Origin of the sequence: Paractinoplanes atraurantiacus, from assembly GCF_900215205.1 — a bacterium.
GTDB classification, from domain to species: Bacteria; Actinomycetota; Actinomycetes; order Mycobacteriales; family Micromonosporaceae; genus Actinoplanes; species Actinoplanes atraurantiacus.
Genome location: NZ_OBDY01000057.1, coordinates 12186 through 24003, shown reverse-complemented (window position 1 = coordinate 24003; position 11818 = coordinate 12186). Strand labels below are relative to the sequence as shown.

Annotated in this window: 15 protein-coding genes and 1 rRNA gene; 6 read left to right on the top strand and 10 right to left on the bottom strand. The window is 69.0% G+C overall.

Annotation, left to right across the window (positions count from 1 at the left end):
* Together CRP55_RS50775 and tyrS are read right to left on the bottom strand one after the other, a co-directional pair.
* Window positions 1–154: ribosomal RNA gene (locus tag CRP55_RS50775) — 16S ribosomal RNA — on the bottom strand; the annotation flags it as partial.
* A gap of 443 nt (window positions 155–597) precedes the next feature.
* Window positions 598–1854: a tyrosine--tRNA ligase gene (tyrS, locus tag CRP55_RS50770; protein ID WP_179855717.1), complete on the bottom strand. Its 1257-nt coding sequence runs from the start codon at window positions 1852–1854 to the stop codon at window positions 598–600.
* 77 nt (window positions 1855–1931) lie between these two features.
* On the opposite strand from tyrS, the gene CRP55_RS50765 reads away from it, so the two are divergent.
* Window positions 1932–2681, top strand: a complete 750-nt coding sequence (locus tag CRP55_RS50765) for a polyphosphate kinase 2 family protein (protein ID WP_097329311.1) — start codon at window positions 1932–1934, stop codon at window positions 2679–2681.
* Window positions 2682–2732: 51 nt separating this feature from the next.
* Here the strand turns inward: CRP55_RS50765 and CRP55_RS50760 are convergent, their stop codons facing one another.
* From CRP55_RS50760 to CRP55_RS50750, 3 genes are read right to left on the bottom strand one after another with little or no spacing between them, the layout of a single operon-like run.
* Window positions 2733–3386, bottom strand: coding sequence for an adenylate kinase family protein (locus CRP55_RS50760; protein ID WP_097329310.1), 654 nt, complete (start codon window positions 3384–3386; stop codon window positions 2733–2735).
* A 1-nt stretch (window position 3387) separates the two neighbouring features.
* Window positions 3388–3993 carry a hypothetical protein gene (locus CRP55_RS50755; protein WP_097329309.1) on the bottom strand — a complete coding sequence of 202 codons (606 nt, stop codon included), beginning with the start codon at window positions 3991–3993 and terminating at the stop codon, window positions 3388–3390.
* Window positions 3994–4017: 24 nt separating this feature from the next.
* Window positions 4018–4566 carry a type II toxin-antitoxin system PemK/MazF family toxin gene (locus tag CRP55_RS50750; protein WP_097329308.1) on the bottom strand — a complete coding sequence of 183 codons (549 nt, stop codon included), beginning with the start codon at window positions 4564–4566 and terminating at the stop codon, window positions 4018–4020.
* Between the two features lie 22 nt (window positions 4567–4588).
* Here CRP55_RS50750 and CRP55_RS50745 point away from each other — a divergent pair, with 22 nt between their 5' ends.
* Window positions 4589–5176 carry a nucleotidyltransferase domain-containing protein gene (locus CRP55_RS50745; protein ID WP_097329307.1) on the top strand — a complete coding sequence of 196 codons (588 nt, stop codon included), beginning with the start codon at window positions 4589–4591 and terminating at the stop codon, window positions 5174–5176.
* On the opposite strand, the gene CRP55_RS50740 is transcribed toward CRP55_RS50745, so the two are convergent.
* The 3 genes from CRP55_RS50740 to CRP55_RS50730 all read right to left on the bottom strand — a co-directional run bounded on the left by CRP55_RS50740 (window position 5173) and on the right by CRP55_RS50730 (window position 7106).
* Window positions 5173–5931 carry a CAP domain-containing protein gene (locus CRP55_RS50740; protein WP_097329306.1) on the bottom strand — a complete coding sequence of 253 codons (759 nt, stop codon included), beginning with the start codon at window positions 5929–5931 and terminating at the stop codon, window positions 5173–5175. The genes CRP55_RS50745 and CRP55_RS50740 overlap by 4 nt on opposite strands.
* Window positions 5932–6034: 103 nt before the next feature.
* The gene (locus CRP55_RS50735) at window positions 6035–6238 is read right to left on the bottom strand and encodes a DUF397 domain-containing protein (RefSeq protein ID WP_097329305.1); all 204 of its coding nucleotides are present in this window, start codon (window positions 6236–6238) and stop codon (window positions 6035–6037) included.
* The gene (locus tag CRP55_RS50730; RefSeq protein WP_097329304.1) at window positions 6231–7106 is read right to left on the bottom strand and encodes a helix-turn-helix domain-containing protein; all 876 of its coding nucleotides are present in this window, start codon (window positions 7104–7106) and stop codon (window positions 6231–6233) included. The genes CRP55_RS50735 and CRP55_RS50730 overlap by 8 nt, the downstream gene beginning before the upstream one ends.
* 398 nt (window positions 7107–7504) lie before the next feature.
* On the opposite strand from CRP55_RS50730, the gene CRP55_RS50720 reads away from it, so the two are divergent.
* Complete coding sequence (locus CRP55_RS50720) at window positions 7505–8299, top strand: SAM-dependent methyltransferase (protein ID WP_097329302.1); 795 nt, start codon at window positions 7505–7507, stop codon at window positions 8297–8299.
* Here CRP55_RS50720 and CRP55_RS50715 read toward each other — a convergent pair.
* A complete protein-coding gene (locus CRP55_RS50715; RefSeq protein ID WP_097329301.1) occupies window positions 8268–8999 on the bottom strand; it encodes a hypothetical protein in 732 nt (243 codons plus the stop codon). The genes CRP55_RS50720 and CRP55_RS50715 overlap by 32 nt on opposite strands.
* Before the next feature lie 32 nt (window positions 9000–9031).
* Here CRP55_RS50715 and CRP55_RS50710 point away from each other — a divergent pair, with 32 nt between their 5' ends.
* Window positions 9032–9634 (top strand): DNA-3-methyladenine glycosylase, encoded by a 603-nt coding sequence (locus CRP55_RS50710; protein WP_097329300.1) that lies wholly within the window; start codon window positions 9032–9034, stop codon window positions 9632–9634.
* Between the two features lie 20 nt (window positions 9635–9654).
* Window positions 9655–10353: a RibD family protein gene (locus CRP55_RS50705; protein WP_097329299.1), complete on the top strand. Its 699-nt coding sequence runs from the start codon at window positions 9655–9657 to the stop codon at window positions 10351–10353.
* On the opposite strand, the gene CRP55_RS50700 is transcribed toward CRP55_RS50705, so the two are convergent.
* A complete protein-coding gene (locus tag CRP55_RS50700; protein WP_097329317.1) occupies window positions 10348–10815 on the bottom strand; it encodes a hypothetical protein in 468 nt (155 codons plus the stop codon). The genes CRP55_RS50705 and CRP55_RS50700 overlap by 6 nt on opposite strands.
* A gap of 93 nt (window positions 10816–10908) precedes the next feature.
* Here CRP55_RS50700 and CRP55_RS50695 point away from each other — a divergent pair, with 93 nt between their 5' ends.
* Complete coding sequence (locus CRP55_RS50695) at window positions 10909–11463, top strand: hypothetical protein (RefSeq protein WP_245924023.1); 555 nt, start codon at window positions 10909–10911, stop codon at window positions 11461–11463.
* The last annotated feature ends 355 nt before the right edge of the window (window positions 11464–11818 follow it).

Sequence of the window (11818 nt, the reverse complement as noted above, 5' to 3'; positions counted from 1 at the left end):
GTTTCCGAGGGTTATCCCAAAGTCCAGGGCAGGTTACTCACGTGTTACTCACCCGTTCGCCGCTCGAGTACCCCGAAGGGCCTTTCCGCTCGACTTGCATGTGTTAAGCACGCCGCCAGCGTTCGTCCTGAGCCAGGATCAAACTCTCCAACAAAACTTGAAAACTTGTGGAAAAGCGTCCCGGCAACATAAGTGTTGCCAAAGGAATCTCCCACCAGCATAAAGCTGGCCGGGGTATTACTTAATTGGCACTGGCTTATCAAGCACCCTGTTGAGTTCTCAAAGAACAACCGCTACCCGGTTAACCGCCCCGGGGCACTCGCTCAACTTTACTCTCGCTTTTCCGCTTCGTCAACTCCCGGAAATTTCCCGGTAATCGACCGAACAGATCGCTCAAGTCCCAAGAAATTAGCACGGGTATTCACCCGGCGAATTTCAGGGGTTCCTCCAGGACGGCCGCGCCGGGCCCCGTGAAGGTCCCGCTCGCTCGCCCGTCTCCCTGGCGGCTCGGAAAACATTACAGGCGTCTGAACCCGGATGCCAAATCGGCCCCCTGCGACACCGATCACAGGAGGCCGATCATGGAAAAACCTAAGGTCAGCCGTCGTACGCCACTCCAGCGAACGACTTCTTCCCCCGCCGCAGCACGAGGAACTTCCCGTGCAACAGCGAGGAGACCGCCGGCACGGCGTCGCCGTCGGTGATCCGCTCGTTGTTCACGTACGCACCACCCTCGTTGATCGTCCGCCGTGCCTCGTTGGCCGAAGCCACCAGGCCCGACTCCTTCAGCAACGTGGTGAAGGAGGGCAGCTCACCCCGGAACGTCAACATCCCCGCCTCGGAGAGCGCCGCCTCCAACGTCGACGGCGACAGCTCCTCCAGCGAGCCGCGCCCGAAGAGCGCCTGCGAAGCAGCGATGGCCTGCGAAGCCTCCTCCTCACCGTGCACCAGCGCGGTGATCTCGTGGGCGAGCGCCCGCTGGGCCAGCCGGGCCTGCGGCCTTTCCGCCGTCGCCTTTTCCAGCTCCTCGAGCTCCTCACGGCTCTTGAAGCTGAAGTAGCGCAGGTAGTTGTTGACGTCGCGGTCGTCCGAGTTGATCCAGAACTGGTAGAACGCGTACGGCGTGGTCATCTCGGGGTCGAGCCAGACCGCCCCGCCCTCGGTCTTTCCGAATTTGGTGCCGTCCGCTTTCAGCACCAGGGGCGTCACGAACGCGTGGACCGGGCCGGCGCCGCGACGCCGTACGAAATCGACTCCCGCCGTGATGTTTCCCCACTGATCGGAGCCGCCGAATTGCAGTGCGCAGTCATGGCGGACGTGCAGTTGGTAGAAATCGTTCGACTGGAGCAGCTGGTAGGCGAACTCGGTGAAGCTGATGCCGCTCTCGAGCCTGTTTTTCACGACGTCGCGGGCGAGCATCTTGTTGATGGGGAAATGCTTGCCGACGTCGCGCAGGAACTCGATGACCGAGGTCGGGCCGGTCCAGTCGAGGTTGTTGACCAGGGTCGCGGCGTTGTCACCCTCGTACGTCACGAAGGGTGAGAGCTGCGCGCGGATGCGCTCGACCCAGCCCTGCACGACCTCGGGCGGGTTGAGGCTGCGCTCGCTGGACTCGCGCGGGTCGCCGATCTGCCCGGTGGCCCCGCCGACGAGCAGCAGCGGCCGGTGACCGGCCTGCTGGAGCCGGCGGGCGGTCATGACCTGCATGAGGTGACCGACGTGCAGGGACGCCGCGGTCGGGTCGAAGCCCACATAGAACGTGATGGACCCACCGGTCAATGCGCCGGCCAGGGCGGCCGGGTCGGTCGAGTCCTGTATCAGTCCACGCCACGTCAGGTCGTCTACGAGAGTCACCTGGGCATTGTCCCCCACACGGCGGGCGCGATCACACTGGGTTTCCCCGGCGAAGCCGCACGGGTAGAACTCAAGGAATGAGTCGCCTGGGTAGCGGTGAGCCGCCGATCGAGATCTCCAAGAAGAAGGCTGTGGCCCGGTTGGAGGAGGCGCAGCAGCGCCTGTTACGCCTGCGCCTGATTCTGGGCGGTCAGATCGGCGAGAAGAAGATCGGCCCGCCGCTGACCTGCGTCTTCGAGGGCTGGGACGCGTCCGGCAAGGGTGGCGCGATCAAGCGGCTCGTCGCGCCGCTCGATCCCCGGTTCGTGCGGGTCTCGCAGTTCGCGGCGCCGACGTACGACGAGAAGCGCCATCATTTCCTCTGGCGTTTCTGGCCGAAGCTGCCGGGCTGGGGCGGCATGGCGGTCTTCGACCGGTCCTGGTACGGCCGGGTGCTGGTCGAGCGGGTCGAGGGTTTCGCCACCAAGGAGCAGTGGCAGCGGGCGTACAACGAGATCGTCGAGTTCGAGCGGACCCTCACGGCCGAGGGCATGATCATCGTCAAGTTCTGGATGCATGTGTCAGCCGATGAGCAGGCGCGGCGCTTCGAGGACCGGGCCGGCGATCCGCTGCGGCAGTGGAAACTGACCGACGAGGACTGGCGCAACCGGGAGAAACGGCCGGCGTACGAGACCGCGATCGCCGAGATGCTCGAGCGCTGCGACCCGACGTGGGCGCCTTGGCACGTCATCCAGGGCGACGACAAGCATTACGCCCGTTTCGCGGTGGTCGAGACGGTGTGCGACGCCATCGAGGCCGAGCTCACCAGGCGCGGCCACAAGTTCTGATCAAGACCGGACCGCATTTGCCGTACGCCGGTGAGCGCGGCCCGGTCGCGATCAGTCGGCCGGCTTGTAGTCGGGCAGGCCGAGCGCCGCGCGGATGCTCTGCTGCACCTCGTCGGCCGACGGGCTGGCGTCGATGTCGTGGACGAACTCCTTGCGGCGGAACAGCTCGAGGACCGGGCGGGTCTTCTCGTTGTAGTCGCGCAGGCGGGCGTCGAGGGCCTCGGGGGTGTCGTCCTCGCGGGTGATCAGCTCGTGGCCGCAGATGTCGCAGCGGCCCTCGACCTGGGGACGGTCGGCGATGAGGTTGTAGTCCATGCCGCAGTTGGGGCACAGCCGGCGGCTGAGCACCCGGCGGCGCACCTCGTCCTCGGCCAGCTCGAGGTGGATCACCCCGTCGATGTCGTAGCTCTCCATGAAGAACTCGGCCTGCCGGCCGTTGCGGGGGAAGCCGTCGATCACGAAGCCGTAGTTCCAGTCGTGCCCGTCCAGGCGCTCGCGGACGATCTTCTCGACCAGGTCGTCGCCGACCAGGTCGCCGGCGTTCATCGTGCGCCGCACCTGGGCGCCGATCTTGGTGTGGTTCTTGACGTGCCAGCGGAAGATGTCACCGACCGCGATGTGCACGAGGTCGAGGTCGTCGCAGAGCAGCTGCGACTGGGTGCCCTTGCCGCTGCCCTGCACTCCCATGATCACGTACTTGCGCATGTCAGCCCTCTCGGTCGGCGGCGCCGATTCGCAGCGGTCCCGGCGCGGGTCGGCCGGTCAACGTGGTCGGGTCAATGCTCCAGGCACTCGCGACCGCGAGCACGTCTTTTTCGCCGACCAGCACGGTGGTCCCCTCGGTCAGCTCGCCGGGCAGGCCGGCCTCGCGCTCGGCCGGGTCGGGCTCGCCGTGCCAGGACGTGACCTCGCCGGTCTGCCCCACATACCCGAAAGCGCGGATCAACTCACCCTCGGCGGCCCGCTGCCAGCGGTGCAGCTCGGTCACCCGGTGGGTGGCGAAGAACTGCACCTCGGTGCCGAGCTCGGCCGAGAGGCCGACGACGTCGACCGGTGTGCCGGGGCGGATCAGCCAGCGGCCGGCCACCAGCACCCACGAGGTGTCGCGGGCGCCGGGCAGCGGCGGTGTCACGGCGACCCGGTCGTCGGTCAGGTGGGCGAGATCGATGCCGTCGCGCCACGGCACCGAGCCCAGGTCGCGCAGGCCGAGCGCGCCGATGATCCGGCCCGGGTCACGGTCGGCGCCCGGCTCGCTGCGGACGGCCAGCCACGCCTGCTTGCCGCCGAATCCGACCATTACCTCGTTCTGCATGGCCTCAACGCTATCCGGCCCGCCTCAGCGCCATCCGTAGTCCTGGCGCAGCTTGGCGGCGACCCGGTCGAAACGGGTGCGGTCGAGCACGGCGCCCTCGCGGCGGATGCCGTCGTGGTCGACCTCGATCACCCGATCGAGGCGGATCCAGCTCGGGCGTTTCTCCTTGTCCCAGGTGCCGGCGCCCAGTCCCATCCAGTTGCGCTGGCCGTCGCGGTCGCTCTGGGAGGAGAGCATCAGGCCCAGCACGGTACGGCCGGAGCGCCCGACCACGAGCACCGGGCGGTCCTTGCCCTGGGCGGGGTCGTCCTCGTACGGCACCCAGGTCCACACGACCTCACCGGGGTCGGCGTCGCCGTCGGGCTGCGGCGCGTACTCGATGTGGCGGCCTCGCTCGTGGGTAGGCACGTGCCGCGCGGGTGTCCCCGGCCGGGCCGGCTGAGCCGGACGCGCCGTGGGGGCCGGGCGCGGGTGCGGCGCGGTGGGGTGGGGGCGCGGCGCGGGGCGCTGTTCGGGCGCCGGCGCCGTCCGGCCGGTGAGGCGGCGGAACAAATCCTTGAGAATCTTGGCCACGGCTGCACTCTAGGCTGCCGCTATGACACCGGATATCGAAGCCTGGCAGTCGTGGCACCCGTCGCTGGTCGCGTCTCGGCTGGCCGGGGTCGAAACGCCCTGGTACGTGGCCGGCGGCTGGGCGATCGACCTGCATCTCGGCGGGAAGCTGCGCGAGCACGAGGACACCGAGATCGCGGTGCCGGAGAGCCGGTTCGCCGAGATCGCCGGGCGCTTCCCCGAGCTGGCGTTCTTCGCGCCGGCCGGTCAGGGCGTGCTCGTGCCGGCCACCCCGGAGGCGCTGGCCGAGCACCACCAGACGTGGGCGATGGATCCGAGCGCCGACGTGTGGCGTCTGGACGTGTTCCGGGAGCCGCACGACGGGGACATCTGGATCTCGCGACGGCACGAGAGCCTGCGCCGCCCGTACGGCGAAATAATTCTTCGGACCCCGGACGGCATCCCCTACCTCAGCCCCGACGTGGTGTTGCTGTTCAAGGCCAAGCACGCGCGGGAGAAGGACCAGCAGGACTATCTCGCCGCCGCGCCGCATCTGACCGCCGCCGAGAGGGAGTGGCTGGACCGGGCGCTCGATCTCGTGCACCCGGGCCACGCCTGGCGCTCCCGCTAGCCGACGAAGTCCTGGGTCATCCAGGTGATGCCCTTGCTGTCGCGGACGATGCTCAGGCCGATGCGCTTGAAGCTGGTGCTGAGCAGGTTCTTGCGGTGGCCGTCGTTGGGCGGGGTCTCGGCCAGCATGCTGTCGGTGAGGCCGTTGGCCGCTTTCACCTTGGCCGAGTCGCTGGAGCCGCTCGATCCGAAGCCGATGTTCTCGCCGGCCGACGACCACTTGACGCCCTGCGCGCTGAAGCGCGTGCCGATGCCGCCCTCGCCCGAACACTGATGGGACAGGCCGCAGCCGTCGATCATCAGCTGGTTGTGGATCGCCGCGGCCTTGGAGAGGTCCTCGTCGAGGGTGAGCGCGGACAGGCCCTCCTTCTCACGGGCGGCGTTGATGTGGGCCAGCACCTGCTCGACGACCGAACCGCTGGTGGCCGGGGCGCTTGTCGTCTTCGGCGCGGCCTCGGCCGTCTTCTTCACCTTCGTCTTGGTGGGAGTCGGCTTGGGCTTGGCGCTCGGCGACTTCGAGGGGGAAGCCTTCGGGACCGGCTTCGACGTCGCCTTCGGAGCCGGCGAGGTGGTGGCCGGGGGCGGCGTGGTCGTTTCCGCGGTCGTGGGCGGCGCCAGGGGCTGCTCGGCGGCGCTGGGCACGGTGGTCTCGGCCTCGGCACCCCGGGTCAGGCCCACGAACGTGAAGCCCGAGCCGATCACGACGGAGGTGACTCCGGCCACCAGCGTGTAGCGGACGCGGGCAGCAGTATTCATCGAGGTTCACCTTCGGGAATGGGGGACGGCAACCCCACTATGGGGTCGTCCACCCGCGTCGTCCCGTCGGCTAATGAGCGCTTAAGGATCGGCTCACGGAGATCTAAAGGTCGAACTCCCCGTCGCGTACACCCGCGAGGAAAGCCACCCACTCGGAGTGCGTGAAGATCAGAGCCGCACCCTCGCGGTCCTTGGTGTCGCGGACCGCGACGATCCCCGGCAGGTTGACCGCGACCTCGACGCAGTCGCCACCGTTGCCGCCGCTGCGTGTGCTCTTGTGCCAGACGGCACCGGTCAGGTCAGTCATCGCTCTCCTTGATGATCGTCGCGATGAGATCGTCGGAGTCGGCCTGCCCCATAGCGACCGACTCCAGTTCCCCCCAGATCGATTCATATGTCTCTACTTCAGCGAGCTTATCCAGATAGAGCGCGCCGGTGAGGTTCTCGCAATAGATCGTTGTCGGCTCGGGCGAGGCGGTGCCGACGGCCGGGAACTCGAGGATGGTGAACTGCCCGGAGCTGGCCGCCTTGTGCGGGCCGGCGGCGAACGGTATGACCCGCACGCTGACGTTGGAGCGAGTCGAGACGTTCACCAGGTGGGCGAGTTGTCGCTGCATACCGAGGGTGTCGGGTACGGAACGGCGCAGCACGCCCTCGTCGATGAGCACCTCGAGGTGGGGCGCGCCGGGACGGGTACGGGTCAGCAGCGACTGGCGTTCCAGGCGCATCCCGACGGCGTTGCGGACGGCCGGCTCGTCGTCGCCGATCCATTTTCGGAAGATCCAGTCGGCGTACTCGGAGGTCTGGAGAAGGCCCGGAATCACGCTGGGTGCGAAGGATCGCAGGCGGCTCGCGGCCTGCTCCATGCCGACATAAAGCTCGAACCAGGCCGGAACGACATCGCCGTACGCATGCCACCAGCCCTTGGCCTTCGACTCGTGGGCGAGACCGATGAGCACCTCGGTCATCCGGGGCGTGGCCCGGTAGACGCCGCACATGGCGATGACGTCGTGCTTGCGGACGGCGACCTCGCCCTTCTCGATGCGGTACATGCGGGCCCGGGAGAACTCGAGCTCCTCGGCGGCGCCCATCAGGGACACACCGGCCTGTTCGCGGAGCTGTTTCAGCAGGCGACCGACCTGGCGTCTCGGAACGGTCGAACCCGTCTCGGTCATCGATCACTCGCTTTCGGTGTTCCGTTTGGGACAGTCCAACCGTCTCGAGCGAGACAGTGAGAATCCATTTGCGGGAATCTCGCCGGGAACCGTTGAGCAATCAGCGTAAGGCATCGAGACTGCTCTCTGTAAGAGATCGAACGCAGGGAGTAGCGTGACCGAACACGTAGGCTCGCGGCCGGCCTGGGAATGCGTGGTCTGTGGTCAGGCCTGGCCATGCGCGTCGGCCAAAGTGGAACTCTCCGAGGAATACCGAGGTCAACAGCCCGCGCTGGTGTTCTTTCTGGGGTCGTGCATGCTGTCGGCGATCGACGACTGCGCCGCCGGAGGATCCCCGGCCCCTTCTGACCTCTACGAGAGGTTCCTGGGGTGGGCCGCGGCATGATCCAATAAGGACCGTGACGGACAAGTTCGATACCGGAGTCCCCCACCCGGCGCGCCGCTACAACTACTGGCTCGGCGGCAAGGACAACTTCGCCGCCGACCGCGAGTCGGGCGACCTGCTCGCCAAGTCGTATCCGGCGGCCCGCATCGCGGCCCGGGCGAACAGGGCATTTCTGGGCCGGGCCGTACGGTACGTGGCCGCCGACGCCGGAGTGCGGCAGTTCCTGGACATCGGCACCGGCCTGCCCACGGCCGGCAACACGCACGAAGTCGCGCAGCGCGTCGCGCCCTCCTCCAAGATCGTGTACGTCGACAACGACCCGATGGTGATGGCCCACGCGCGGGCCCTGCTGACCAGCACACCCGACGGCGAGACCCGCTATCTCGAGGAGGACCTTCGCAACCCGGCGAAGATCCTCGAGCAGGCGGGGCAGGTGCTCGACTTCTCGCAGCCGGTCGGTCTGATCCTGGTCGCGGTGGTGCACTTCCTGCCGTCGCAGGAGGAGTCGGTGTCCCTGGTGCGTACGTTGCTCGACTCACTCGCGCCGGGTAGCCACCTGATCGCTTCGATGGCGACCACCGACCTGTTGACCCCCGCGCTGAAGGAGGCGTGGGACGAGTCGCTGCGGACCGGGCGGTCGGACGTCCACCCGCGCACCCAGGCGGAGTTCGCGGCGCATTTCCCGGACCTGACGCTCATCCCACCGGGGATCGCGCCGGTGGCCGACTGGCGGCCCGATCCGTCGGCCGACGAGCACCCGAGCCCGGTCGAGGCCTCTATCTTCGGAGCAGTAGGCCGGAAGAGCTGATCAGTCGCTGCGCGACCCGCCGGGCGGCGGCCGCGCGCTCGACCAGCTCGCAGGCCCGCCGCCGAGCCGCGCGAGACTTCTCCTTACTTGTCACCCCGGCCGCCCGGCGGCTGCCGCTGGGGCGCCGCTCGATGCCGTACCGGACCAGAAGCTCCCGGACCGACTCGGCGCTGACCCCGGTCCGCTCCGCGATGCGCGGGCAGGAAAGACCGTCGTGGACGTAGAGACGGGTCAGCGACTCGGGCGGGAGAACGCCGTGCAGCCGCGGGCGGGGGCCGGGGCGCCCGGGCGAGAGACGGTAGCGGGCCAGGCGGTACCGGACCTGGCGGTGGGTGGTGCCGGTGAGCGCGGCGACCTGGGCCACGGTGTAGCCGTCACGGAGCACCCAGTCGCGCAGCAGGGCCTCGGGCAACGGGTCGTCGGGGGCGCCGACGTGGAAGTAGCTGCGGTCGGGAACCAGGACCGACGCGGTGACCAGGCGCTCGCGAACCGCGTCGGGCGGAAGGCCGGAATCCCGGCCCGCCCGCCACAGGGCGACGAGTCGCTCCTGGGCGAGGAACACACCGTCGGCGGAGATCGCGTAACGGCTCAGCCAGGCATAGCCGGAGGCGCGGCTCAGGCCCAGCCGGGGACCGACCTCGGCGGCGGGCACGCCCTCGAGCACGACCCAGCGTTGCAGCAGGTCGGGGTCGGGGCGCATGCCCACATGATCCCGTGTGATTGGCTTGTCCGGTGACTGTTTCGTGGCTGGACCTGCCGGCGAGCGAGGTCGACGAGGCGGCCCGGCTGCTGCTGGGCTGGCAGCTGAGCGCCAACGGGGTGACCGTGCGGCTCACCGAGGTGGAGGCGTACAGCGGGCTCGGCGAGGACCCGGCCAGCCACGCCCACCGGGGGATGACGGCGCGCAACGAGGTGATGTTCGGCCCGGCCGGGATGCTGTACGTCTACCAGATCTACGGAATGCACTTCTGCGCCAACATCGTCTGCGGCGAGGAAGGCCGGGCGGCGGCGGTGCTGCTCCGGGCCGGTTCGGTGGTCTCGGGCCTCGACCTCGCCCGTTCTCGCCGGCGGGCGAGCCGGCGCGACAGCGACCTGGCGGCCGGCCCGGCCAAGCTGATGCAGGTGCTGGCCCTGGACCGCACGGCCAACGGCACCTCGGTGATCGACGGCACCGGCCCGTTGACGGTCTCTCCCCCGCTCGCGACCGACTTCTCCGTCTCGGCCGGACCGCGCGTCGGAGTCACGTCGGCCCACGACGTGCCCTGGCGCTTCTGGATTTCCGACGACCCCAGCGTGAGCGCCTACCGGCGGCACACACCCCGGAAAGTGTCGTAGGGGGCTGGTAAGCCTTCCGCATGACTTCTCCCCGGCCCCGCGTCGTGATCTCGGCACAGATGTCACTCGATGGGCGGATCACGCTGCGGCGTGACCATCTGCTGATGACGTCGCCGGAGGTGTGGGCGTCGTTGCGCCCGCCCAGCGCCGACGCGGTGGAGGCGGCCCGGTCGGCCCTTCACCAGCCGACGGCGATCCTGGAGGGCAGCGGGTCGCTGGTGCCGTCGACGGCCGAGCCGATGCCGGGGCCGCCGGCCGGGCCCTGCGACGACTTCGTCCTTCCGGCCGCCAAGTGGTTCACGGTCGTCGACCGGCGGGGGCGGGTGCGCTGGACGATGAAAGAGAACGACGGCTATCACCTGCTCGTTCTCGTCTCCCCGGCCACACCGGCGGCCTACCTGTCCTACCTGCGCGACGAGAAGATCTCGTATCTCGTCGCCGGGGACCTCCGCGAGGCCCTGGAGAAGATGAGGTCGCGGCTCGGGGTCTCCTGCGCCGTGTCGAACGCCGGCGGCGGGTTGAACGGGGCCTTGCTGCGGGCCGGGCTGGTCGACGAGGTGCAGGTGGTGATCTATCCGGCGCTGATCGGGGGCGCGGACACGCCGTCACTGATCGACGGGGAACCGCTGGCCCCGGGCGAGCTGCCGGCCTCGCTGCGGCTCCTGTCGACCCACGCCGAGACGGACGGCACGGTCTGGCTGAGCTACGAGGTCCTATAGGTGGGTGAGGATCTGCTTCACCGGGTGGCCGAGGAGGATCGCCAGCTCGGTCAGCTCGTCCTCGGTGAACCGGGCATCCTCGCGGGCCGGGTTGAGGACGGCGATCTCGAATCGGGCGAAACCGCACGGCCAGTCGAAGCCGAGAGTGTCGAGCCGCAGGTGGGCGTTGCAGCAGGGCACGACGATGCCGAGGTCGTCGAACTCGCCCTCCGACTCCTCGGCCAGCTCGGCCCACCACTCGAGCGGAATGTCGGCGCCGCAGCTGGGACAGGTGATCCGCGAGAGGTTCTCGCCGGCGTCGACAACAGTGATCCGGTCGTAGAACTCGGTGGTGATCTCCTGGCCGGTGGTGCCCGGGTCGGGAAAGACGCTGCGAACATAGTCCTCGGCGCTCTCGGCGGCCTCACCCTCCGGCTGCCAGGAAGGGTCGGTGGGGATCACGCTCGCGTAGGAATCGCTCATCTCGCGCCAGATCATACGACCGTTCCGGTGCCGGCGGACGTACCGGCGGAAACCGCCGCGCTTCGGGGGTACGGACGGCTAGCGTCCGGACTGATGGTTCCCCAGCGGTGGTTGATCGTGTGCAGCGCGATGTGCTCCGCCGGCCTGATGTGGTCGGCCGTGCTCATCGGCGCCCTGCTGGCCGGGGTACGGCTGCTGCCGACGCCGGCCGCGGTGGGCGTGGCGGCGGTCCTGGCCGTGCCCGGGGTGATCGCGGGCGTGATCGGCAACCGGTGGTACTACCGGACGACCCGCCCCCGCCGGGCCTGGAGCCTGACCGCGTGGGTGCCGCCGCATGTGCCGCACTGGGCGAGCATGCTGGCCGGGGTCATGTTCTTCGCCTTCTGGCTGACCGTGGTGCTGGCTTTCGCGGGCTTGAACGGCGACACCGAGATCCGCAACGGCCAGTACGTCCTGAACGACAACGGCCGCCTCACGGTCGTGAACGAGGCGAACTACGAACGCCAGCAGGACCTGGAACAGCAGATCTCCTTGGGCATCCTGGGCGCCCTCGCCGTGGGCGGCACCTTCATGACCGGCGCCGTCCTGACCCACAACGCGGCCCCCGTCCCCACGGAAACCCAGTCCGCCGGCCAACCCCTGGCCTGAGGGCCCACTGCTCACCGGGCCGCCATTCCCTCTTGTTCAGCCGCTTTCCTCTTCACCCGGCGCCTTCCTCCTCACTCCGGCCGCTCTCCGTGGCCCGCCACTCTCCCTGCCCGGCCACTCTCCCTGCCCGGCCACTCTTTCTCCTTGCCTAGCTGGCCGTCCGCGCCCAGCCGCGCTCCTTCTCACCCAGCCGGCCTCTTGCTCGTCCACTCGGCCTTCAACCCCTTTCCGCCTCGCCCTTCTCACCTTGCCGCCTCAGTGGCTTGGGTGCGCCGAGGCGAGGCAGGGACGCGACGCGGCCCGAGGCGGGGACGCGGGGCGGGGACGCGGCCCGGGGCGGGGACGCCGGGCGGGG